This is a genomic window from Mycobacterium sp. 012931 (assembly GCF_000419295.1).
Lineage (GTDB): Bacteria > Actinomycetota > Actinomycetes > Mycobacteriales > Mycobacteriaceae > Mycobacterium > Mycobacterium marinum.
The window spans coordinates 5311130-5336330 of the sequence record NZ_AOPX01000001.1 but is presented as its reverse complement, the minus strand read 5'-3'; the positions used below and the strand labels follow the sequence as shown (position 1 = coordinate 5336330).

The 25201-nt window shown below is 67.3% G+C and carries 12 protein-coding genes and 2 pseudogenes; 12 read left to right on the top strand and 2 right to left on the bottom strand.

The window, feature by feature from the left end; translation table 11 throughout:
* Window positions 1-63 precede the first annotated feature (63 nt).
* From MMSP_RS23370 to rplL, 6 genes are all read left to right on the top strand, one after another.
* Complete coding sequence (locus MMSP_RS23370; RefSeq protein WP_020788599.1) at window positions 64-4263, top strand: NEW3 domain-containing protein; 4200 nt, start codon at window positions 64-66, stop codon at window positions 4261-4263.
* Window positions 4260-4877 carry a hypothetical protein gene (locus MMSP_RS23365; protein WP_020788598.1) on the top strand — a complete coding sequence of 206 codons (618 nt, stop codon included), beginning with the start codon at window positions 4260-4262 and terminating at the stop codon, window positions 4875-4877. The genes MMSP_RS23370 and MMSP_RS23365 overlap by 4 nt, the downstream gene beginning before the upstream one ends.
* 6 nt (window positions 4878-4883) lie before the next feature.
* Entirely contained in the window at window positions 4884-5792 is a 909-nt protein-coding gene (locus MMSP_RS23360) for an ROK family protein (protein WP_020788597.1), read from the top strand.
* Between the two features lie 419 nt (window positions 5793-6211).
* Entirely contained in the window at window positions 6212-9115 is a 2904-nt protein-coding gene (locus MMSP_RS23355; RefSeq protein WP_036427509.1) for a PE family protein, read from the top strand.
* Window positions 9116-9489: 374 nt separating this feature from the next.
* Window positions 9490-10110, top strand: a complete 621-nt coding sequence (gene rplJ, locus MMSP_RS23350) for a 50S ribosomal protein L10 (RefSeq protein ID WP_011739013.1) — start codon at window positions 9490-9492, stop codon at window positions 10108-10110.
* A gap of 67 nt (window positions 10111-10177) precedes the next feature.
* Entirely contained in the window at window positions 10178-10570 is a 393-nt protein-coding gene (rplL, locus tag MMSP_RS23345) for a 50S ribosomal protein L7/L12 (protein WP_012392902.1), read from the top strand.
* A gap of 63 nt (window positions 10571-10633) precedes the next feature.
* Here rplL and MMSP_RS23340 read toward each other — a convergent pair whose 3' ends face one another.
* Window positions 10634-11374, bottom strand: coding sequence for a TetR/AcrR family transcriptional regulator (locus MMSP_RS23340; RefSeq protein ID WP_020788593.1), 741 nt, complete (start codon window positions 11372-11374; stop codon window positions 10634-10636).
* Between the two features lie 77 nt (window positions 11375-11451).
* Here MMSP_RS23340 and MMSP_RS23335 point away from each other — a divergent pair, with 77 nt between their 5' ends.
* From MMSP_RS23335 to MMSP_RS29985, 6 genes and pseudogenes are all read left to right on the top strand, one after another.
* On the top strand, window positions 11452-12945 hold the full coding sequence (locus MMSP_RS23335; protein WP_369797365.1) for a carotenoid oxygenase family protein: 1494 nt from the start codon (window positions 11452-11454) through the stop codon (window positions 12943-12945).
* A gap of 178 nt (window positions 12946-13123) precedes the next feature.
* Window positions 13124-14110, top strand: a complete 987-nt coding sequence (locus MMSP_RS23330; RefSeq protein ID WP_020788591.1) for an ABC transporter ATP-binding protein — start codon at window positions 13124-13126, stop codon at window positions 14108-14110.
* A 620-nt stretch (window positions 14111-14730) separates the two neighbouring features.
* A complete protein-coding gene (locus tag MMSP_RS23325; RefSeq protein WP_223161171.1) occupies window positions 14731-18243 on the top strand; it encodes a DNA-directed RNA polymerase subunit beta in 3513 nt (1170 codons plus the stop codon).
* A gap of 52 nt (window positions 18244-18295) precedes the next feature.
* Complete coding sequence (locus tag MMSP_RS23320) at window positions 18296-22246, top strand: DNA-directed RNA polymerase subunit beta' (protein WP_020788589.1); 3951 nt, start codon at window positions 18296-18298, stop codon at window positions 22244-22246.
* Between the two features lie 644 nt (window positions 22247-22890).
* A pseudogene (locus MMSP_RS27685) lies at window positions 22891-22977 on the top strand (transposase); the annotation flags it as partial.
* A 152-nt stretch (window positions 22978-23129) separates the two neighbouring features.
* A pseudogene (locus MMSP_RS29985) lies at window positions 23130-23217 on the top strand (PE family protein); the annotation flags it as partial.
* A 49-nt stretch (window positions 23218-23266) separates the two neighbouring features.
* On the opposite strand, the gene MMSP_RS23310 reads toward MMSP_RS29985, so the two are convergent.
* Window positions 23267-25180 carry a neutral ceramidase gene (locus tag MMSP_RS23310; RefSeq protein ID WP_015354659.1) on the bottom strand — a complete coding sequence of 638 codons (1914 nt, stop codon included), beginning with the start codon at window positions 25178-25180 and terminating at the stop codon, window positions 23267-23269.
* Window positions 25181-25201: the final 21 nt, after the last annotated feature.

Below are 25201 nucleotides of genomic sequence, written 5' to 3'. Positions count from 1 at the left end.
AAGGGCCGCCAAAGGGTTGCCCAATAGCTTTGTCGAGTCGCCACGGCGCCGTAGGGTGCGGTCATGCAGGTGGTTTCGGTGGAATCGACCGAACTTTTCGTGGGCCCGCCGGATGCCCCACTGCAGCTGGTCCGGGTGAGGATCGCCGAGTGCACCGAGCCGACATCAATCCGTGTCGACGGTGCCGGCCTGAGCGGACAGGCCCTCGCCGCGGTGGGGGCCGAAATCCTCGAGGTGCCGGTTGTGCTCAAGGACCCCGTCGTGGGACAACGGCGGGATGCGCGGGTCTGGGCGGGTTCCGCCGGCGCAGCCTGCACATTCACATTCACGTTCACCGTGGCCGAGCCGGGCTGGACGATGTTCATGGTCAGCCACTTCCACTACGACCCGGTGTGGTGGAACACCCAGGGGGCCTACACCAGCCAGTGGCACGAAGACCCGCCCGGGCGCGCCCGTCAGACCAACGGGTTCGAGCTGGTACACGCCCATCTCGAGATGGCGCGCCGCGATCCCGACTACAAGTTCGTGCTGGCCGAAGTCGACTACCTCAAGCCGTACTGGGACACCCATCCGCAGGACCGTGCCGACCTGCGCCGGTTTCTGGCGCAGGGCCGGGTGGAAGTGATGGGCGGAACCTATAACGAACCCAACACAAACCTCACCAGCCCAGAGACGACCATTCGTAATTTGGTGCACGGCATCGGTTTTCAGCGTGACGTGCTGGGCGCCGACCCGGCCACCGCATGGCAGCTCGACGTGTTCGGCCACGACCCACAGTTCCCGGGGATGGCCGCCGACGCCGGCTTGACGTCGAGCTCGTGGGCGCGTGGACCGCACCACCAATGGGGTCCCGCGCAGGGCGGCCGGGGCGAGGGTGTCGAACGGATGCAGTTTTGCAGCGAGTTCGAGTGGATTTCGCCATCGGGTCGGGGCCTGCTCACCCACTACATGCCGGCGCACTATTCGGCGGGCTGGTGGATGGACTCGTCGAGCTCGCTGGCTGAGGCCGCGGCGGCCACCTACGCGCTTTTCGACGAGCTCAAAAGGGTCGCCTTGACCCGTAACGTGCTGCTGCCGGTCGGAACCGACTACACCCCGCCGAACAAGTGGGTTAGCGAAATCCACCGCGACTGGGCCGCCCGCTACACCTGGCCGCGATTTGTCTGCGGCCTGCCGAGGGAGTTTTTTGCCGCGGTGCGTGCCGAACTGGCCGACCGTGGTGCGGTCGCGTCGCCGCAGACGCGCGACATGAACCCGATCTATACGGGCAAAGACGTGTCCTACATCGACACCAAACAAGCCAACCGGGCCGCCGAGAACGCGGTCCTGCAGGCCGAGCGCTTCGCCGTGTTCGCCGGGGTCCTCTGCGGTGCCCCGTATCCGCAGGCGGCGTTGGCCAAAGCGTGGGTGCAACTGGCCTACGGGGCACATCACGACGCCATCACCGGCTCCGAGTCCGACCAGGTCTATCTGGATCTACTCACCGGATGGCGCGACGCGTGGGAGATCGGCCGCACCGTCCGGGACAACTCGCTGCAGCTGCTCTCGCGCGCGGTGGCCGGCCCGGGGGAGGCGGTCGTGGTGTGGAACCCGTTGACCCGGCGGCGCACCGACATCGTCACGATTGAGCTGCAGCGGCCGTTGGGCGCCGGCGTGGCGGTGCGCGGACCCGACGGTGCACACACCCCGGCGCACGTCGATGCCGACGGGCGGACCGTCAGCTTCCAGCCCAGCGATGTCCCTTCGCTGGGCTGGAAGACCTACCAGTTGATCCCGACCGACGCGGCTACGGGCTGGGAACCGGTAACCGGGACCGAGATCGCCAACGAGCACTACCGCCTGCGCGTGGATCCCGAACGCGGTGGCGGCGTGGAATCGCTGGTGCGGGACCACCGCCAGCTCATCGCGGACGGGCGGGTGGGCAACGAGCTTGCGGTTTACCAGGAATATCCATCGCACCCGACGCAGGGCGAGGGCCCGTGGCATCTGTTGCCCAACGGGCCGGTGGTGTGCTCGTCGGAATCGGCCGCCGAAGTGCGCGGCTACCGCTGCCCGATTGGGCAGCGGCTGGTGGTGCGAGGCCGGATCGGCACGCTGCTGCGTTATACCCAGACCCTGACCTTGTGGCGGGGCGTGGCCCGGGTGGACTGTCGCACCACCATCGATGACTTCAGCGGCAACGACCAGCTGGTGCGCTTGCGGTGGCCCTGCCCGGTGCCGGGCGCGATGGCGGTCAGCGAGGTGGGCGATGCCGTCGTCGGGCGAGGTTTCGCGCTGCTGCACCCGGTCGGTGAATCGGGAGCTCGGTCGGTGGACACGGCCCAACACCTGTGGACATTGGACAACCCGGCCTACGGCTGGTTCGGATTGTCCTCGGCGGTGTGGGTCCGCGCCGGCAGCGACGCGGTGCGCGCGGTATCGGTGGCCGAGGTGGTGTCCCCCTCGGAGGCGACATCGGGCCCGCTGGCGCGCGAGCTGATGGTCGCGCTGGTGCGCGCCGGTGTGACGGCCACCTGCAGCGGCGCCGACAAACCGCGCTACGGAAACCTCGACGTGGACTCCAATTTGCCCGACGTCCGGATCGCGCTGGGCGGGCCCGCGCGCAACGTGTTCACCAAGGCCGTGCTGGCGGACGCGGATCCGGGCTACACCGCCGAGTTGGAGCGCCAGTTGGCCAGCGGCGGGCGGGCCCGGGTGTGGGTGCCGGCCGCGACCTCGTTGGCGTCGGTCTGGGTGCCCGGGGCGGACCTGCGCGCGCCACGTGCGCTGCCGGTGCTGGTGATCGACGGTCGCGACGACACGGATCTCGCCGCGGCGATCGCCGCGCTGGTCGACGATCTGGCCGATGCCGAGATCTCCGTCCGGCAGCAGGCGCCGGCAGACATGGAACCGTTCGAGGCCCGCACGATCGCGTTGTTCAACCGCGGAATGCCCAGCTTTGCCGTCGACTCCGAGGGCACCCTGCATACCGCGCTGATGCGGTCCTGCACCGGCTGGCCGTCCAGGGTCTGGATCGACGAGCCCCGCCGCACCGCGCCCGACGGCTCCAACTTCCAGCTGCAACACTGGACCCACGATTTCGACTACGCCCTGGTCTGCGCCGACGGCGATTGGCGGCGCGCCGACATCCCGGCCCGCAGCGCTGAGTTCTCCCAACCATTGCTGGCCGTGACTGCGCGCGACCGCGCGGGCAAGCTGGCGCAGGTCGGATCGCTGCTAGAGATCGAGCCGGCCGGCTCGGTGCAGCTGGGCGCGCTCAAGGCGGCGGGTAACCCGCTGACCGCCGGCAGTGCCCGGTCCGTCGACCCCGCCGCGGTGACGCTGCGCCTGGTGGAAACCACCGGGGCGGCGGCGCCGGTGACGCTGCGCTGCGAATTGGGCGAGCTGAGCGAGCTTCGGATGGCTGACCTGCTCGAGCATCCGCAGCGAGCTACCCCAGGGGTTAATCTGCATGGCTTTCATGTCGCCACCACGCTGGCCCGGCTCGAGATGCCCGCGGTGCTGTCGTGTTCTGACGCGCTTGCGCCGCAGCACGAGGCGGCTCAACCGCTCTACGCGCGGTATTGGCTGCACAATCGGGGCCCCGCACCACTGGGCGGGCTACCCGCCGTCGCCTACCTGCACCCCGAGCAGGTGACGGCCGAGCCGGGAAGCCAGGTGACGTTGCGTTTGACCACCGCCAGCGACTGCACCGATTCCTCGCTGTGTGGCCTGATCGAGGTGCGGTTTCCAGATGGCTGGTCGGTCGCACCCCGCCGGTTGCCGTTCGACTTGGGCGCCGGTGAGTATGTGGAGACCAACGTCATGGTGAGGATTCCGGCCACCGCCGGACCCGGGCTGTATCCGGTGCGCGCCCAGTTGAGCATTACCGAGCCGGAAGTCCCGGCGGCGTGGCGGCAGATGGTCGAGGATGTCTGTGTGGTGGCCGTCGGGACCGATCTCAGCCAGCTCGTCTATCTCGCCGAGGAACCGGCCGACCTGGAGCTGGCCGCCGGAAGTTCGGCCCGGCTTGCGGTGACCGTCGGCAGCCGCGCCCAAACCGACCTGACGCTCGAGGCGCACCTCATCAGCCCCTGGGGCACCTGGGAGTGGATGGCCCCGGCCGCGGCCGGGGCCGTGCTGCCTGCCTGCGGCAGCGCCGAACTCGTCTTCGATGTGGCCCCGCCGGGCTGGCTGGCCCCGGGACAGTGGTGGGCGCTGGTGCGGGTCGGCTGCGCCGGCCGACTGGTCTACTCCCCAGCGGTACGGGTGACGGTGACATGACCGGTTCCCTGGTCGCGACCGTCGCGGGCGCACCCATTGCCGTCGGTGAGGTCGACGCGCGCGAAGCGCGGCTGCGCAACGGCCCGCGGGCGGCCGCACTGCCGGTCAGCGGCACCAGCGAGGGGCGGCAGCTGCGGCGCTGGCTGGCGCAATTGATCGCGACCGAGCGGGTGCTTGCCGACGAAGCCACAGCGCGCGGCGTCACCGGGCATCCGGCGCCGTCGGGGGCCGAACTGCTGCCCGATGTCACCGCGCGCCTGGAGATCGGCAGTGTGGCCGCTGCGGTGCTTGCCGATCCGCGGGTGCGGGCGCTGTTCGCCGAGGTCACGGCGGACGTCCGGGTCGGTGACGACGAGGTGGCCGCCTACCACGCCCGCAACCCGCTGCGGTTTGCGGCTCCGGTGCCGGGGCGGCACGGTTGGCATGTCCCGCCGGTGGCCGCCCCGCCGCTGGAGCGGGTGCGCGACGCGATCGCCGAGCACCTGTTGGGGGCCGCGCGCCGACGCGCGTTCCGGGTGTGGCTGGACGGGCGCCGTGCCGCGCTGGTCCAACTGGCCCCGGGTTATGAGCATCCCGGCGATCCGCGCCAACCCGACAACACCCACCGGCACTGAGCGCTCATGTTGACCCTCTGTCTGGACATCGGCGGCACCAAGGTCGCCGTCGGGCTGGCCGACGTCGACGGCGCGCTGGTGCACACCGCCCAGGTGCCGACCCCGGCGCGATGCGCGGCCGAGCAGGTCTGGGCCGCGGTCGCCGAGGCGATCGCCGAGGCATTGCGGGTGGCCGACGCCACGGTGGCTGCGGTGGGCATCGCCTCGGCCGGGCCGGTCGACCTGGATAGCGGGACGGTCAGCCCGATCAATATCGGCTCCTGGCGCGGCTTCCCGCTGCGAGACCGGGTTGCGGCCATGGTGCCCGATGTGCCGGTGCGGCTGGGCGGCGATGGGGTCTGCATGGCGCTCGGCGAGCACTGGCTGGGTGCGGGACGGGGAGCACGTTTCCTGTTGGGCATGGTGGTGTCCACCGGTGTCGGCGGGGGGCTGGTGCTCGGCGGCGTCCCGTATCCGGGCCGCACCGGCAACGCGGGACACGTGGGGCATGTCGTGGTCGATCAGGATGGCCTGCGGTGTTCCTGCGGTGGCCGTGGCTGTGTCGAGACGATCGCCGCTGGCCCGTCGATGGTTCGATGGGCTCGGGCCAACGGTTGGTCGGCGCGACCCGAAGCGGGCGCCCGGGAATTGGCGGCCGCGGCAGCCGCCGGAGATGCCGTGGCGCTGGCGGCCTTTCGCCGGGGCACCCGTGGCCTGGCCGCCATGATCGCCTCGGTGGGCGCGGTGTGCGACCTCGACCGGGTTGTCATCGGGGGAGGGGTCGCCAAAGCCGGGCGCCTGTTATTCGACCCGCTGCGCGCGGCATTGGCCGACTACCTCGGGCTGGACTTCTTGGCCGGCCTGCGCGTTGTGCCCGCCGAGCTAGGCGGACAGGCCGGTCTGGTCGGTGCCGCCCGCCTTGCCGGGCTCGGCTAGCCGGCTGTGGCGAACGACGTCCGCGTCCCGGCCGACCCCTCGCACAGACGAGTTGGGGTCCCCGATGTTACGGGGGTTTCTCGTCCTCGTGTCGTGCTGATTTCACGCCGGTGTCGCGCAATCCCGACGGCGGTTTTTCTTGGGCGACGAGCCGGCAATTAGTGGCCCCTGGCTAGACGCGGTTCCCGCGCTCGAGCTCATTGATGCGTCTTAGCGGTGAGACGCAACCCCGCGCTTTGGCCGTCGTTGTTGCCGGTTGAGTTGCCGCGGTGAGACGCGTGCCGGCCGGGCGCTGCGCCGGGCATTGTTCAGTTTTTGGCGGTGCCGTCGATTCGCGTTGTACGCCGTTTACCTGCGTGTATAGCGTGTTGGCAGTCGCTTGGGGCGGCATTCTTGGCTGGGCTGATGGGGGTGGGGTCATGTCGTTTGTGAGTGTTTCGCCGGAGCTAGTGATCGATGGTGCGGCGGCCTTGACACAGATTGGGTCATCGATCGATGAGGCCAATGCGGCGGCTGGTGCGACGACGGCCGTGCTGCCTCCCGGGGTGGATGAGGTCTCGGTGGCGCTGGCGGCATTGTTCGTCGCTCATGGGCGCGAGTACGAGTCGCTCAGCGCTCAGGTGGCGCTGTTTCACCGGCGGTTTGTGCAGATGCTGGCCGCCGCCTCGGGGGGCTATGCGGAAGCTGAAGCTGCCAACATATCGGCGGTAGCCGGTTTGGAGACCGTCGAGCAGTGCGTCTTGGACGTGATCAATACGCCCACTCAAGCGTTGTTCGGGTGGTCGTTGATCGGCAACGGCACCGACGGCGCGCCCGGTAGCGGGCAGGCGGGCGGCAACGGGGGGTTGTTGTGGGGCAACGGTGGTAACGGTGGCTCAGGTGGAGTAGGTCAGGCCGGCGGGTCCGCGGGTCTACTCGGCCATGGCGGTGCCGGCGGCGCCGGCGGAGTCAGTGGAGTCTCGGCCGTGGGTGCGACCGGCGGCGCGAACGGTACCAACGGTGGTGATGGTGGTGCCGGGGGAGCCGCGGGGTTGTACGGCCTCGGTGGCGCCGGTGGTGCCGGCGGCGATGGTGGTGCTGGCCTTTCCGGCGGGGCTGGTGACGCCGGTGGTGCGGGCGGCCACGCGGGCAACGGCGGTGCCGGTGGTCGCGGTGGCTGGTTGGTCGGCAACGGGGGCGTCGGGGGGCTCGGCGGTGTCGGGGGCACCGGTGGTGCGGGTGGTGCCGGCGGGGACGGGGTTGTCCTGGGCAGCGCCGGCGGAACTAGCGGCGACGGTGGTGTTGGCGGGACCGGCGGAGTTGGCGGGACCGGCGGCGAGGGCGGTTTTCTGGGTCAGCGGGGCGCTGGCGGTGCCGGCGGAGCCGGCGGTGCCGGTGGATTGGCTGGCGACGGTGGCCGAGGCGCGGCGGGCACGTTTGCCGGCGGTACCGGTATCGGAGGTGCAGGGGGCGACGGCGGCAACGCGGGTGTCGGCGGGGCCGGGGGAGCCGGTGGGGCCGGCTCCGTGACAGGTGCCCACGGCGCGGAGGGGGCGCGTCCGATCAGTGGTAATGGTGGCGCCGGGGGCCGCGGCGCCGACGCGATAGCGGCTGGCAAATCGGGTGGGGCTGGCGGGGCTGGTGGTAACGGCGGGCTGTTCGGCCACGGCGGAGACGGTGGTGACGGCGGTGTGGGCAAGGCCGGTGAAGCGGGGGCCTCAGGTTTGCTCCCCGGTGAGGCTGGCTTCGCGGGCGAGGCCGGCGGTGCCGGCGGGAATGGTGGTGCCGGCGGTAGCGGTGGCGCCCTCGCCGGCGATGGCGGCGACGGCGGCGCGGGTGGTGCCGGCGGTATCGGCGGGAATGGTGGTGCCGGCACCACCGGCCTGGCCGGGCACATCGGCATAGACATGAACGGCGGTGCCGGCGGGGTTGGCGGTGCCGGCGGGAATGGTGGGGCCGGCGGCACCGGTGGCGACGCAGGTCATGCGCAGGCGGGCGGCTACTCCGATGGCCTCCAGGGCGCCGGTGGTGACGGAGGCCACGGCGGGAGCGGGGGCGTGGCCGGTGATGGCGGCCGTGGTGCCGATGCCGCGGCGGGCTCGGGGTTGGCTGGCGGCGATGGTGGGCGAGGTGGCGATCCGGGTGCTGGGGGCGAGGGTGGCGCCGCTGGGGGCGGCTCTGTTGCAGGTACCGCCGGCCTTGACGGGATTGGCCCGACCAGTGCGGTAACGGAGGCAACGGCGGTCACGGCGGCAGCGGCGAGTGCTGGCGGCGCCGGCGGCCGGGGCGGCGACGGCGGTGCCTATGGCAACGGAGGAGTCGGCGGTAACGGCGGTGCGGGCGGGGCAGGTAGTCCGGGCGCCCATGGCGGAACCGCGGGTGAAGACGGGTTCAATGCCGGTGATGGCGGGCACGGTGGTGCTGGCGGTGCCGGCGGCGGCGGTGGTGCAAAGGGTGGTGTCGGCGGTGCCGGCGGGTCAGGTGGCGTCGGCGGTCAGGGCGGCACCGGCGGTGATGGCGCCACGGGGTTGTCGGGGAAGGCCGGTACCGGCACGGACGGCGAATCGGGCGGCAGAGGCGGTCACGCGGGTAACGGTGGCAACGGCGGTGACGGCGGCGCGGGCGGTGTGTCCCACGCACCCGGATTCCTCGACGGCGCCGACGGTGCCGGCGGTTCGGGGGGCGCCGGCGGTAATGGCGGTAACGGCGCCAACGGTGGTAACGGCGGTTCCGGTCCGAATCCCATCGGGTTCGAGAACGGGCACAACGGTGGCAACGGTGGCAACGGTGGTTACGGCGCGGCGGGCGGTGTCGGTGGCACCGGCGGAATCAGTGGTGACGGCTCCACCCACGCCGCCCCGGGCGACGACGGAATCATGGGCAATGGCGGTCATGGCGGTCATGGCGGTCATGGCGGTCATGGCGGTCATGGCGGTCATGGCGGCCATGGCGGCGATGGCAGTAGAGACAATCCCGACGGCGGCGGCCACCCCGGCGACGGTGGCTACGGCGGCAACGGCGGATCCGGTTTCAACGCCGGCAACGGCGGCAACGGTGGCCGAGGCGGCAGCGCCCACGCCTCGCTGGTCGGCAAGGCCGGCAACGGCGGTTTCGGCGGCACCGGTGGTAACAGTTTTGGCGGGGTGTCGGGTAACGGCGGCGACGGCGGCCACGCCCTGCATGGGCAGCCGGGTGGTCACGGCGGTCAAGGCGGTCACGGTGGTGTGGCACATATCGACGGTTCGGACTATCCCGGCTGGCCCGGCCTGCCCGGCGATGTGGGTTACCAGGACGGCACCGGCGGTGGTGGAGGCACCGGCGGGGCCGGCGGCCACGCCCCATAGATCCGCGTTACTCAAGTGGCTGGAGTAGCTGAAGTGGCTTGGGCGGCCTCGCGTGGCGGTTCGGGCCCAACTTCCCGTGCGGCGCTGCGGGGGGCATACTCGCCCGTTTTGGCTGATCGGGCGGGCCGCGCTATTGTGGTGTCCGATCCACCGAAGACCGTCGGTCACCGAGAAATCGGTTGAAGGTCCGGGAGTAATCCCGGCGGCCCACGCAGGAGGACGAGGCAAGTATCGCCGGCCCGTGTGCTGGCGCGCATTCACGCCCCGGCCGCATCCTGCGCCGGGGCGTTCGACGTTTTGCGGCGATCACAGACGACACGTCGCACCAGCTAATACCGGAAACTTCCACCGGACTTCGACTTCAGGAGGCATGCATGGCCAGGGCTGACAAGGCCACTGCCGTTGCGGACATCGCAGAGCACTTCAAGGCGTCGACCGCAACTGTCATTACCGAATACCGTGGTTTGACGGTCTCCAACCTGGCCGAATTGCGCCGGTCGTTGGGCGAGTCGGCCACCTACGCCGTAGCCAAGAACACCCTTATCAAGCGCGCAGCTTCGGAGGCCGGTGTCGAAGGCCTCGACGAGCTGTTCGCGGGCCCCACCGCGATCGCGTTCGTCAAGGGCGAGCCGGTCGACGCGGCCAAGGCCCTCAAGACCTTCGCCAAGGAACACAAGGCGCTGGTCATCAAGGGCGGCTACATGGACGGTCACGCGTTGACCGTCGCCGAAGTTGAGCGGATCGCCGACCTGGAGACCCGCGAGGTGTTGTTGGCCAAGCTGGCCGGCGCGATGAAGGGCAACCTCGCCAAGGCTGCCGGGCTGTTCAATGCGCCGGCCTCGCAGTTCGCCCGGTTGGCGGCGGCGCTGCAGGAGAAGAAGGCAGCGGAGCCCGGCTCGGCGCCGGCCGCAGCTACCGAGACTCCTGAAGCCGCGGGGGCCGCTGAAGCCTCCGAAGCCCCCGAGGCGACTGACACGGCGACCGACGCCGAATAGCCACCTGTATCGAGAAACCACCAAATAACCCAAGAAACCCCCAAGAAACTAGGAAGGGACCCAAACCATGTCAAAGCTCTCGACCGACGAGCTGCTCGACGCGTTCAAGGAAATGACCCTGCTGGAGCTCTCCGACTTCGTGAAGAAGTTCGAGGACACCTTCGAGGTCACCGCGGCCGCCCCGGTCGCCGTCGCGGCCGCTGGTGCCGCCCCGGCCGGCGGTGCCGCTGAGGCCGCCGAGGAGCAGTCCGAATTCGACGTCATCCTCGAGGCCGCCGGTGACAAGAAGATCGGCGTCATCAAGGTGGTCCGTGAGATCGTCTCCGGCCTGGGCCTCAAGGAAGCCAAGGACCTGGTCGACGGCGCACCCAAGCCGTTGCTGGAGAAGGTCGCCAAGGAGGCCGCCGAGGAGGCCAAGGCCAAGCTCGAGGCCGCTGGCGCCAGCGTCAGCGTCAAGTAGGTCTGCACGCAGAACCCACGCAAACCCCCGGAGCCGTTCCTGGTTTCCGGGGGTTTGCTGTATTCAGCCCGCGCCGGTCGCCAGGCGCTGCGACCGCTTTGCCAGCTCGGGCGAATCTCCCAACGCGACAAGCAAGTTCGTTGTCATCGACGCGAGTACCGGCTCGATGGCCGCTCCCTCATCGCCGAAGAAGCCGGCTAGTTCGAGCATCACGAACCCATGGATCAGTGCCCAGAACTGGGCAGCGGTCGCGACGATCTCCGCGTCGGGAACGTCCGTGGCCAGACCATCGGGTGCCGCCGCCCGATTGCGGTCGTCCCCGCCGTTCACGGTGATTCGCCCGGCCAGCATCGACCGCCGGACACCCCGCACCACGTGCGCAAAGCTGGGATGGCGCTGCTCGATCTGCGAGATCGTCAGGGGCAGGACGTTTTGTGCGGGCGCGTTGATGCCGTGCGCGCTGGTGCTGCCGAACATCAGCCGATACATGTGCGGGCGCTCGATGGCGTACCGGCGATAGGCGGCGCCGGTGGCCACCAGATCGGCCACTGGGTCATCGGATGGTGGCACCGCGAGCGCGGTGTCGAACTGTCGCAAGCCCTCATCGGCGACTTCGGCGATCAGTTCGGGCATTCCGCCGAAATGGGTGTAGACCGCCATCGTGGAGGTGCCGGCGGCCCCCGCCACCTTGCGGGTTTGCAGCGCATCGGGTCCGTGCGCGTCGAGCAGCGCGACGGCGGCATGCAGCATCTCGTCGCGAACGCCGCTACGTTGGGTCGGTGACGTTGTTTCTCCAATCATCATTGCCATCTTCTCATTGGGAGCGTACGGTCTCAATAACAGAGAAATAACAATATTATAGTAGCTCAGACGTGACGACCATGCGCAGCGCCCAACCCCGGAATCCCTATCTCGAGGGCTTTCTGGCCCCCGTGCGCGCCGAAGTGACCGCAACCGACCTGGAGGTCACCGGGCGCATCCCCGACTACCTCGACGGGCGCTATCTGCGCAATGGGCCCAACCCGGTGGCGGAGGTCAACCCCGCCACCTACCACTGGTTCACCGGCGACGGGATGGTGCACGGGGTCGCGCTGCGCGACGGGCGGGCCAGTTGGTACCGCAACCGTTGGGTGCGCAGCATGCCGGTATGTGCTGCGCTGGGGGAGTCGCCGCCCGCCAGGCTTGACCCCCGGGCGGGCATGCTGGGGCTGGGGGCCAACACCAACGTGCTCAGCCACGCTGGGCGCACCCTCGCCCTGGTGGAGGGGGGCGTCGCAAACTATGAGCTCACCGACGACCTCGACACCGTGGGCACCTGCGACTTCGACGGCACCCTGCCCGGCGGTTACACCGCCCATCCGCACCGCGACCCCCAGACCGGCGAGCTGCACGCGGTGTCCTACTCGTTTACCCGCGGGCACACGGTGCAGTACTCGGTGATCGACACCCAGGGGCGGGCGCGTCGCACCGTTGACATCGAGGTCACCGGGTCGCCGATGATGCACGACTTCTCGCTGACCGATAAGTACGTCGTGATCTACGACCTGCCGGTCACCTTCGACTCGGCACAGGTGATGCAGGTGAAAATGCCCAGCTGGCTCGGGGTGCCGGCCCGGCTGGTGATGGCCTCGTTGATCGGAAATGTCCGGGTGCCCAGCCCGATCGCGGCAATGCTGAACCGCAATCCCAAGCCGTCCAACCAGCTGCCCTACGCATGGAACCCCGCCTACCCGGCCCGGATCGGGGTCATGCCCCGGGAGGGTGGTAACCGGGATGTCAGATGGTTTGATATCGAGCCCTGCTACGTCTACCACCCGCTCAACGCGTATTCGGAGCACCGCGATGGGGCCGAGGTGTTGATACTCGACGTGGTCCGCTACCGGCGGATGTTCGACCGTGACCGTCGTGGCCCCGGAGATACCAGTCCCTCGCTGGATCGCTGGGTGATCAACTTGACCACCGGCGCGGTCAGCACCGAGTGCCGTGACGACCGGTCCCAGGAGTTTCCCCGGATCAACGAGACGTTGTTGGGCAAGCGGCACCGGTTTGGCTACACCCTGGGCGTGGACGGCGGTTACCTCACGGGTGGCACGTCGGACATGTCGACCTCGCTGTACAAGCAGGACTATGCGACCGGGTCCAGCCAAGTCGCCCCGCTCGATCCGGACCTGCTGCTTGGTGAGATGGCCTTCGTGCCGAGCCCGACGGCCGCCGCCGAGGATCACGGGGTCCTGATGGGATACGGCTATCACCGTGGCTCCGACGAGGGGCAGCTGGTGTTGCTGGACGCCCAGACGCTGGAGCTGGCGGCGTGCGTGCATCTTCCGCAGCGGGTGCCGCTAGGCTTCCATGGCAATTGGTCGGCCTCGACATGACCGGCGCCCAATGACGGGCGCGTAACGGGCGTGTGACCGGTGCCTGCGGGTGGCTGGCGTGGCCTGCGGGAGATTTGTTATCTATCCAACCCTGATATCCCGCCCATGACGTGCGCTACAGTGACTCAAGCCACATCAACGGTGCAGGTCACGGGCATCGGCATTGGAAGGATTTCCCATGGGCGTCGCTATCGAGGTCAACGGACTGACAAAGTCCTTCGGATCCTCGAGGATTTGGGAAGACGTCACGCTGACGATCCCGGCCGGGGAGGTCAGCGTGTTGCTTGGTCCCTCCGGTACTGGCAAGTCGGTGTTCCTGAAGTCCCTCATCGGTCTGCTGCGCCCAGAGCGCGGCTCGATCCTCATCGATGGCACCGACATCATCGAATGTTCGGCCAAGGAGCTCTACGAGATCCGGACGTTGTTCGGTGTGTTGTTCCAGGACGGTGCGCTGTTCGGGTCGATGAACCTCTATGACAACACCGCCTTCCCGCTGCGTGAGCACACCAAGAAGAAGGAAAGCGAAATCCGTGACATCGTCATGGAGAAGCTGGCCATGGTCGGTCTCGCCGGTGATGAGAAGAAGTTCCCCGGTGAGATCTCCGGTGGTATGCGCAAGCGCGCCGGCCTGGCCAGGGCGCTGGTTCTCGACCCGCAGATCATTCTCTGCGACGAGCCCGACTCGGGTCTGGACCCCGTCCGTACCGCCTATCTGAGCCAGTTGATCATGGACATCAACGCCCAGATCGATGCCACCATCCTGATCGTGACGCACAACATCAACATCGCGCGCACCGTGCCGGACAACATGGGCATGTTGTTCCGTAAGCACCTGGTCATGTTCGGCCCCCGCGAGGTGCTGCTCACCAGCGATGAGCCCGTGGTTCGGCAGTTCCTCAACGGCCGCCGCATCGGCCCGATCGGCATGTCCGAGGAAAAGGACGAGGCCACCATGGCCGAAGAGCAGGCCATGATCGACGCCGGACAGCACGCCGGCGGCACCGAGGACATCGAGGGTGTGCCACCGCAGATCCAAGCGACTCCGGGCATGCCGGAACGTAAGGCCGTCGCCCGCCGCCAGGCACGGGTTCGCGAGATGCTGCACACGCTGCCCAAGGACGCCCAGGCGGCAATCCTCGAGGACCTCGAGGGCACCCACCGCTGACCGCCGTCCAGGGTCTAGCGCGTCGCGCGGCCGCGGGCGGCAAATCCGAATTGCGTTTCCGGGGAACCTACGTCGGGGTTTGGGTGGGCCAAATCGTCGGTATCCGGGGCGGCGCAAGCCCGTGTTGGCAGACGCTGCCCGGCGTGTCGTCCGGCGCATGTGGGCTGAACCGGTTCAGCGAGTCGAGGTTGCCGAAATTCCGGATAACTCGGCGTAACTTGCGGCCCGTCCCCCTTGACGGCGGGGCGCAAACGGGTCAATCTGTTGGTCAGCATGTGTCCTATGTGTCCTATGTGTCCGAGGGAAGTCGAGATCGCCAGCCAGCGCCGATGCCCGCGGATAGATAATTGTCATGGGCATTTGAGGAATGCGCCGTCCTGCGCTATTGTTGGACGTTGCGCTGGCTACTTCCTGCCCACCTCACCCGCCACTTGACGCTGTGGTCCTAGCCTGAGCCGCTTGCGGCTCAGCCGTTCGGTTGCGTGCGTGAGATCCGGGTAGTTCGTTCGCCGGCCAAAACCGACACAATTATCTGCGGCGAACAGGCTTTGGTGGGCACCGGCTCGCACCGGACTCTTCTTGGTCCTCGTTAGTCGCACGAGGTGCTGGAAGGACGCATCTTGGCTGATTTCCGCCAGACAGACGCTAGTCTCCATCAGGGTCGCCCGCAAAGTTCTTCAAACAGCTCCGTACCGGGGGCGCCCAACCGGGTTTCGTTTGCCAAGCTTCGCGAACCGCTTGAAGTGCCCGGGTTGCTGGACGTTCAGACCGATTCGTTCGAGTGGCTGATCGGCTCGCAGCGCTGGCGCGAATCGGCTGCCCAGCGCGGTGACGCCACCCCGGTAGGTGGGCTTGAAGAGGTGCTCTACGAGCTCTCGCCGATCGAGGACTTCTCCGGATCGATGTCGCTGTCGTTCTCCGACCCCCGCTTCGACGAAGTCAAGGCACCGGTCGATGAGTGCAAAGACAAGGACATGACGTACGCGGCCCCGCTGTTCGTCACGGCCGAGTTCATCAACAACAACACCGGTGAGATCAAGAGCCAGACGGTGTTCATGGGTGACTTCCCGATGATGACCGAGAAGGGCACCTTCATCATCAACGGGACCGAGCGTGTGGTGGTCAGCCAGCTCGTCCGGTCGCCGGGTGTCTACTTCGACGAGACCATCGACAAGTCCACCGACAAGCTGCTGCACAGCGTCAAGGTGATTCCCAGCCGTGGTGCTTGGCTGGAATTCGACGTCGACAAGCGCGACACCGTGGGCGTGCGTATCGACCGCAAGCGTCGCCAGCCGGTTACCGTGCTGCTCAAGGCCCTGGGTTGGTTCAACGAGCAGATCCACGAGCGGTTCGGTTTCTCCGAGATCATGATGGGGACGCTGGAGAAGGACAACACCGCCGGCACCGATGAGGCGCTGCTGGACATCTACCGCAAGCTGCGTCCGGGCGAGCCGCCGACCAAGGAGTCCGCGCAGACCCTGCTGGAGAACCTGTTCTTCAAGGAGAAGCGCTACGACCTGGCTCGCGTGGGTCGGTACAAGGTCAACAAGAAGCTCGGCCTGAACGCCGGCCAGCCCATCACCAGCTCGACGCTGACCGTGGAAGACGTCGTCGCCACCATCGAATACCTGGTCCGCTTGCACGAGGGCCAGACCGCGATGACCGCTCCGGGCGGTGTCGAGGTGCCGGTCGAGACCGACGACATCGACCACTTCGGCAACCGCCGGCTGCGCACGGTGGGTGAGCTGATCCAGAACCAGATCCGGGTCGGCATGTCGCGGATGGAGCGGGTGGTCCGGGAGCGGATGACCACCCAGGACGTCGAGGCGATCACGCCGCAGACGCTGATCAACATCCGTCCGGTCGTTGCCGCGATCAAGGAGTTCTTCGGAACCAGCCAGCTGTCGCAGTTCATGGACCAGAACAACCCGCTCTCCGGTCTCACCCACAAGCGCCGCCTCTCGGCGCTGGGGCCGGGCGGTCTGTCCCGTGAGCGCGCCGGTCTGGAAGTTCGTGACGTGCACCCGTCGCACTACGGCCGGATGTGCCCGATCGAGACGCCGGAAGGGCCGAACATCGGTCTGATCGGTTCACTGTCGGTGTACGCCCGGGTCAACCCGTTCGGGTTCATCGAGACGCCCTACCGCAAGGTGGTCGACGGGGTCGTTTCCGACGAGATCCACTACCTGACCGCCGACGAGGAGGACCGCCACGTCGTGGCGCAGGCCAACTCGTCGATCGACGCGCAGGGCCGCTTCGTCGAGCCGCGCGTGCTGGTCCGCCGGAAGGCGGGCGAGGTCGAGTACGTGCCCTCGTCAGAGGTGGACTACATGGACGTGTCGCCGCGCCAGATGGTGTCGGTGGCCACCGCGATGATTCCGTTCCTCGAGCACGATGACGCCAACCGCGCCCTGATGGGTGCCAACATGCAGCGCCAGGCGGTCCCGCTGGTGCGCAGCGAGGCACCGCTGGTCGGTACCGGTATGGAGTTGCGCGCGGCGATCGACGCCGGCGACGTCGTCGTTGCCGACAAGGCCGGGGTGATCGAGGAGGTGTCCGCCGACTACATCACCGTGATGGCCGACGACGGCACCCGGCACACCTACCGGATGCGCAAGTTCGCCCGCTCCAACCACGGCACCTGCGCCAACCAGAGCCCCATCGTGGACGCTGGTGAGCGCGTCGAGGCCGGCCAGGTGATCGCGGACGGTCCGTGTACTCAAAACGGTGAGATGGCGCTGGGTAAGAACCTGCTGGTGGCGATCATGCCGTGGGAGGGACACAACTACGAGGACGCCATCATCCTGTCCAACCGCCTGGTCGAAGAGGACGTGCTGACCTCGATCCACATCGAGGAACACGAGATCGACGCGCGCGACACGAAGCTGGGCGCCGAGGAGATCACCCGGGACATCCCGAACGTCTCCGATGAGGTGCTCGCCGACCTGGACGAGCGCGGCATCGTGCGCATCGGTGCCGAGGTCCGCGACGGCGACATCCTGGTCGGCAAGGTCACCCCCAAGGGTGAGACCGAGCTGACCCCGGAGGAGCGGCTGCTGCGGGCGATCTTCGGTGAGAAGGCCCGCGAGGTCCGCGACACCTCGCTGAAGGTGCCGCACGGTGAGTCCGGCAAGGTGATCGGCATTCGGGTGTTCTCCCGCGAGGACGACGACGAGCTGCCGGCCGGTGTCAACGAACTGGTCCGCGTCTACGTGGCCCAGAAGCGCAAGATCTCCGACGGTGACAAGCTGGCCGGTCGTCACGGCAACAAGGGCGTCATCGGCAAGATCCTGCCCGCCGAGGACATGCCGTTCCTGCCGGATGGCACGCCGGTCGACATCATCCTGAACACCCACGGTGTGCCGCGACGGATGAACATCGGTCAGATTCTGGAAACCCACCTTGGTTGGGTCGCCAAGTCCGGCTGGAACATCGACGTCGCCAACGGAGTGCCGGAGTGGGCGGGCAAGCTGCCCGAAAACCTGCTCTCGGCTCAACCGGACAGCATCGTGTCCACCCCGGTGTTCGACGGCGCGCAGGAGGCCGAGCTCCAAGGCCTGCTGTCGGCCACGCTGCCCAACCGTGACGGCGAGGTGCTCGTCGACGGTGACGGCAAGGCCAAGCTGTTCGATGGCCGCAGCGGCGAGCCGTTCCCGTACCCGGTGACGGTTGGCTACATGTACATCATGAAGCTGCACCACCTGGTGGACGACAAGATCCACGCCCGTTCCACCGGCCCGTACTCGATGATCACCCAGCAGCCGTTGGGTGGTAAGGCGCAGTTCGGTGGCCAGCGGTTCGGTGAGATGGAGTGTTGGGCCATGCAGGCCTACGGCGCGGCGTACACGCTGCAGGAGCTGTTGACCATCAAATCCGACGACACCGTCGGACGCGTCAAGGTCTACGAGGCGATCGTCAAGGGCGAGAACATCCCCGAGCCGGGTATTCCCGAGTCGTTCAAGGTGCTGCTCAAGGAGCTGCAATCGCTGTGCCTCAACGTCGAGGTGCTCTCGTCCGATGGTGCAGCGATCGAGCTGCGCGAAGGTGAGGACGAAGACCTCGAACGGGCCGCGGCCAACCTCGGAATTAACCTGTCTCGCAACGAATCTGCGTCTGTCGAAGATCTCGCTTGATCTTTTGGAACCAGCTAGTAGTTACTAAACCCGCAAGGGGAAAGGGAGTTACGTGCTAGACGTCAACTTCTTCGATGAGCTCCGGATCGGCCTGGCTACCGCGGAGGACATCCGTCAGTGGTCCTACGGCGAGGTCAAGAAGCCGGAGACCATCAACTACCGGACCTTGAAGCCCGAGAAGGACGGCCTGTTCTGCGAGAAGATCTTCGGACCGACTCGCGACTGGGAGTGCTACTGCGGCAAGTACAAGCGCGTTCGCTTCAAGGGCATCATCTGTGAGCGCTGTGGCGTCGAGGTGACTCGGGCCAAGGTGCGTCGTGAGCGGATGGGCCACATCGAGTTGGCCGCGCCCGTCACCCACATCTGGTACTTCAAGGGCGTCCCGTCGCGGTTGGGGTACCTGTTGGACCTGGCGCCGAAGGATCTCGAGAAGATCATTTACTTCGCCGCATACGTGATCACCTCGGTCGACAACGAAATGCGCCACAACGAGCTGTCCACGTTCGAGGCCGAAATGATGGTGGAGCGCAAGGCCGTCGAGGACCAGCGCGATGCCGATCTGGAAGCCCGTGCCCAGAAGCTGGAGGCCGACCTGGCCGAGCTGGAGGCCGAGGGCGCGAAAGCCGACGCACGGCGCAAGGTTCGTGACAGCGGTGAGCGCGAGATGCGTCAGCTGCGCGACCGGGCCCAGCGTGAGCTGGACCGGCTCGAGGACATCTGGAGCACCTTCACCAAGCTGGCCCCCAAGCAGCTGATCGTCGACGAGAACCTCTACCGGGAACTGCAGGACCGCTACGGCGAGTACTTCACCGGTGCCATGGGCGCGGAGTCGATCCAGAAGCTGATCGAGACCTTCGACATCGACGCCGAAGCCGAGATCCTGCGGGACGTCATTCGCAATGGCAAGGGGCAGAAGAAGCTTCGTGCCCTCAAGCGCCTGAAGGTGGTCGCCGCCTTCCAGCAGTCGGGCAACTCCCCGATGGGCATGGTGCTCGATGCGGTGCCGGTGATTCCGCCGGAGCTGCGCCCGATGGTGCAGCTCGACGGTGGCCGCTTCGCCACCAGCGACCTCAACGACCTGTACCGCCGCGTGATCAACCGCAACAACCGTCTCAAGAGGCTGATCGACCTCGGCGCACCCGAGATCATCGTCAACAACGAGAAGCGGATGCTGCAGGAGTCGGTGGACGCGCTGTTCGACAACGGCCGTCGCGGCCGGCCGGTTACCGGTCCGGGTAACCGCCCGCTCAAGTCGCTGTCCGATCTGCTCAAGGGCAAGCAGGGCCGGTTCCGCCAGAACCTGCTCGGTAAGCGTGTTGACTACTCGGGCCGTTCGGTGATCGTGGTCGGTCCGCAGCTCAAGCTGCACCAGTGTGGTCTGCCCAAGCTGATGGCGCTGGAACTGTTCAAGCCGTTCGTGATGAAGCGACTGGTCGACCTCAACCACGCGCAGAACATCAAGAGCGCCAAGCGGATGGTGGAGCGCCAGCGTCCGCAGGTGTGGGACGTGCTCGAGGAAGTCATTGCAGAGCACCCGGTGCTGCTCAACCGCGCGCCCACCCTGCACCGCCTCGGCATCCAGGCCTTCGAACCGATGCTGGTGGAAGGCAAGGCCATTCAGCTGCACCCGTTGGTGTGTGAGGCGTTCAACGCCGACTTCGACGGTGACCAGATGGCCGTGCACCTGCCGCTGAGCGCCGAGGCTCAGGCCGAGGCCCGCATTCTGATGCTGTCGAGTAACAACATCCTGTCGCCGGCCTCGGGTCGCCCGCTGGCCATGCCGCGACTGGACATGGTGACCGGGTTGTACTACCTGACCACCGAGGTCGAGGGTGACAAGGGTGCCTACCAGCCCGCTGGGCAGGACAGCCCGGAGACGGGTGTGTACTCGTCACCGGCGGAAGCCATCATGGCGGCCGACCGGGGCGTGCTCTCGGTCCGCGCCAAGATCAAGGTGCGGCTGACGCAACTGCGTCCCCCGGCCGAGATCGAGGACGCGCTGTTCGGCCACAACGGCTGGCAGCCGGGCGATGCGTGGACGGCCGAGACCACCTTGGGTCGTGTGTTGTTCAACGAGCTGCTGCCGCTGGGCTACGCCTTCGTGAACAAGCAGATGCACAAGAAGGTGCAGGCCGCGATCATCAACGACCTGGCCGAGCGCTACCCGATGATCGTGGTCGCGCAGACCGTCGACAAGCTCAAGGACTCCGGTTTCTACTGGGCGACCCGCAGTGGTGTCACGGTCTCGATGGCCGACGTGCTGGTGCCGCCGCGCAAGAAGGAGATCCTCGACTCCTACGAGGAGCGGGCGGAGAAGGTCGAGAAGCAGTTCCAGCGTGGTGCTCTGAACTATGACGAGCGCAACGAGGCACTGGTGGAGATCTGGAAGGAAGCCACCGACGAGGTCGGCCAGGCGCTGCGCGAGCACTACCCGGCCGACAACCCGATCATCACGATCGTCGACTCGGGCGCCACGGGTAACTTCACCCAGACTCGAACGCTGGCCGGCATGAAGGGTCTGGTGACCAACCCCAAGGGTGAGTTCATCCCACGCCCGATCAAGTCCTCGTTCCGTGAGGGCCTGACCGTGTTGGAGTACTTCATCAACACCCACGGTGCCCGAAAGGGCTTGGCGGACACCGCACTGCGTACCGCCGACTCCGGCTACCTGACCCGTCGTCTGGTGGACGTCAGCCAGGACGTGATCGTGCGCGAGCACGACTGCCAGACCGAGCGCGGCATCATGGTCGAGCTGGCCGAGCGTCAGGGCGACGGCACGCTGATCCGCGACCCGTACATCGAGACCTCGGCGTACGCGCGGACCCTGGGCGCCGACGCGGTCGATGAGGCCGGCAATGTCGTTGTGGCGCGTGGTGAGGACTTGGGCGACCCGGAGATCGAGGCCTGCCTGGCGGCGGGTATCACCCAGGTCAAGGTTCGCTCGGTGTTGACCTGCACCACGGGCACCGGTGTGTGCGCGACCTGCTACGGACGTTCGATGGCGACCGGCAAGCTGGTCGACATCGGTGAGGCAGTCGGCATCGTCGCCGCCCAATCCATCGGTGAACCCGGCACGCAGCTGACGATGCGTACCTTCCACCAGGGTGGTGTGGGTGAGGACATCACCGGCGGTCTGCCGCGTGTCCAGGAGCTCTTCGAGGCTCGGGTGCCGCGTGGTAAGGCGCCTATCGCCGATGTCACCGGTCGGGTCCGGCTCGAGGACGGTGAGCGCTTCTACAAGATCACCATCGTCCCCGACGATGGCGGCGAGGAAGTCGTCTACGACAAGCTGTCCAAGCGGCAGCGGCTGCGGGTGTTCAAGCACGAGGACGGCTCGGAGCGGGTGCTTTCCGACGGCGACCACGTCGAGGTGGGCCAGCAGCTGATGGAAGGCTCTGCCGACCCGCACGAGGTGCTGCGTGTGCAGGGCCCGCGTGAGGTGCAGATCCACTTGGTCCGCGAGGTCCAGGAGGTCTACCGGGCGCAGGGTGTGTCGATCCACGACAAGCACATCGAGGTGATCGTGCGCCAGATGCTGCGCCGGGTCACCATCATCGACTCGGGCGCGACGGAGTTCCTGCCCGGCTCGCTGATCGACCGTGCGGAGTTCGAGGCGGAGAACCGCCGGGTGGTGGCCGAAAGCGGCGAGCCCGCGGCCGGTCGTCCGGTGCTGATGGGTATCACCAAGGCATCGCTGGCCACCGACTCGTGGCTGTCGGCGGCGTCGTTCCAGGAGACCACGCGAGTGCTGACCGATGCGGCGATCAACTGCCGCAGCGACAAGCTCAACGGTCTGAAGGAGAACGTGATCATCGGAAAGCTGATCCCGGCTGGTACCGGTATCAACCGCTACCGCAACATCGCGGTGCAGCCGACCGAAGAGGCCCGTGCCGCGGCGTACACGATCCCGTCCTACGAGGACCAGTACTACAGCCCGGACTTCGGCCAGGCCACCGGTGCTGCGGTTCCGTTGGACGACTACGGCTACAGCGACTACCGGTAGCTAGACGTCAGGGAAGGCGACCCGAGGCCCTAGGCCTCGGGTCGCCTTGCTTATGTCGGTTGCCGAGGGCGGATGAGTACTCGCCTCGGTAGCACCACCGTCGCAGTGGCACCCTTTGCCGCGCTCGGCCCAGAGCCGACGGCGCACCGCTGTGGACGTTGCGGCCGTGCCCGTACGAGACCTGCAGCGATGTGAGATGGGCAGAGCCGTCTCATCCGCCTCGGGGCGCGCCCTATCCAGGTACGCGGCCCTGCAGTTCCTCATGCATTGCTCGAAAAGAATTCCACCACAACATATTTCGATGGATTCGGGCCCCGGAACGACCTGGGGGCCAAGGTGGCACTGCCGGGTGTGCAGGTCCGGCCACCCGTCGCGCCCCTGCTCGCAGCCTGGCGGCGATCGTTTTCGGGGCCGCGGACAATGGCGCGTTTCGGCCAATGGAATTTCGCGCGACGGTGATACGAGTGGAAGTCACCACGCGCCATTCAATTGCTTTCCAAGCAGCGGCTTTTGGGGCGCAACAAAGGTGGAGAATGCGACTTGAAAGCGAATTTTCCTGCCTGCTAACGATAATGCGCAAATGGATCTTCGGGGGCTCCGCAGGGCTCCGGCGTTGTTGATTAGCAGGCTTGTGAGCTGGGTTGATGATCTTTGGTGCCGCGCTATTGGGGCCGGAGTGTAGGCACGGGCTATCTGGAGAACGATCGAGTTGGTTACTGTCCCTGGGGGGCTCCGGACGCCAATGCGTATCGATTGACGCGAATAGTCGCCGAATAACCTGCAGGGGGGAACATCGGTGTCTTACGCCGTGGCGGTTCCGGAGATATTGGCCGACGCAGACGCCGAGGCCGCCAATCACTCGATCCTGCGGACTGCGCGCGACGAAGCGCTGGATGTTATCAACGCACCCACCCAGGCGTTGCTGGGGCCGTCCGTTGATCGGCAACGGCACCGACGGGGCGCCGGGATCGGTGGGGCGGGTGGCTGACCTTGCCGCGCGGCCACCTCAGCAGTGACTAGCTACCCGACGGTGAACTCGCGAGTCGTCGCGGTGAACGGTGTCAGCGCGCCGACCCCATTGCGCGCGGCCCCGTGGTGGACGATGCGGTATTGCCCAGGGGCGGTGTCGCAGGGGATCTCCCAGCGAATGCTGACCCGTGAGCCGGCTCGCCCTTGCCGTTCCCAGTGGAAGCTGGTCGACCAGTCGCCATCGTCGGCGACTCGCGCCCAGTCCTGGCCCTCGCGGCGCTGCACCTCGAGGTAGGTGTCGCCGCGGCGCAGATCATTGGAGGGCAGCGCGCTGACGAATGCGGCTTGCACCGCCTCACCGGGGCGGTAGCTGGCGGCGGGTTCGGCGATGACGGCTCCGAACGAACCGGTATCGGCGGGGGCGGCACGCCCCCAGCTCAGTGGCCGGGCAAGCCGCGGACGGGGACCGGGCGCGATCGGCCGACCGTCTCGCATCGCCTCGGCAAGGCCGGCCACGATCTGCATGAAGGCGGGCAGTTCCCATCGGCCAAAGAGCGTGCTGCCGCCCTCATAGCGCTGCTCCAGGTACTCCTCGGGCGTGGTCAGGTAATGGATGTAGGCATTGCAGTAGCCGACGCACAGGACGTCGGCCAGCTCGGCGCCGACGATCGAGGCCACGGTGCGCCGTAGCCGAAGCCCCGCGACCACGGTCGGCTCGCCCGGGATGCCGATGAGATAGAGCCGCCCGATGCGCACCAACTGCACAGGCGCAATTTCCTGGACGAACGGATGTACCCGGTTCGGCAGGCCCGCGGGTACCACGATGCCTTTGGGGGCCTGCGTCGCGCCGAGGGCCCCGGCCAATCGGAACATGGCCCCGGACAGCTTGTCCCAGAACAGGTTTTGGCCCTGGTGAAAGCCCTGGAAGCCCTTGCCTTCTTCGGTTCCGGCCATGCCACCGGCGCCGACGGTCGGAGACCCGGTGCGATGCTCCTGACCATCCGGTGTGAATTCGCCGCGCACCCGTACCGAGCTGAGATCGACATAGGTCAACCGGGCATCGATGCCGGTGCCGATGGATGTGGTGGCGCCCAATTGGGTGGAGGCATCCTCGAACTGGCGCAACCCAATCTGGCGGGTGTTCTCCAGAGCACATTGCGGCGCGGCGCCGGGCGGCAGCGGCCCGTCGACGTTCGGGCTCATGTCGCCGGGGTTGGTCTGCGCGAAAGCGGCGATGAAATCGGGCTGCCCGGCGAGGTAATCGGCGCCGCGGACGGTGCGTTCCCAGTGGTAGGCCGCGAAGCCCTTGTTGTCGCCGGAGATCATGCGGTTGCGGTTGGTCATGCTGGTGCCGTGGGTGGCGAAGAAATGGATGGCGCCCACGGTGTGCTCGCCCCGATCGATACGCACGAGCGTGGTTTGGGGGTCGATGCGGTTGGGGAAGAAAGCCTTGTCGGCCTCCGGGTTGCGGTCGAACGCCGATGGGGACCGGTTGATGCTCGCGCTGTGCAACTCGCCATGCGACAGCATCACCTCGGCGGGGGCCACGTCGTCATGGGCGTGGGTCACCGACTCGACGATTCCGTCGACGATCGCGGCAAAGGTCGCCGGCCGGAAACCGTTCGTCGTCAAGTTGTACATCAGGTATCCGCAGTACCCGCCGGGCCCGGCGTGCGTGTGCGTCGTGGTGATCAGGGTGTTCTGCTCGGTGTAGGTGTCGCCATAGGACTCCGCCAAGCGGCGCAGCACTTCGTCATTCACGTTTTGCATGGGCATCGGCAGCTCGGCCACCACCAACAGCAATCGTGGGTTCTCGTCTTGGGAATCATCGCGGAAGACAAACGCCCGTGACCGGAGCCGAAGATGGATGCCGGCGGTGCGCTGGTCGGACTTGCCGTATCCGAGCATGCCGCAATCGGCCGCCTCACCGGTGATGTCAGCGATGCCGCGTCCGACTGAAAGCATTGCCAAATCCTCATCCTCCAC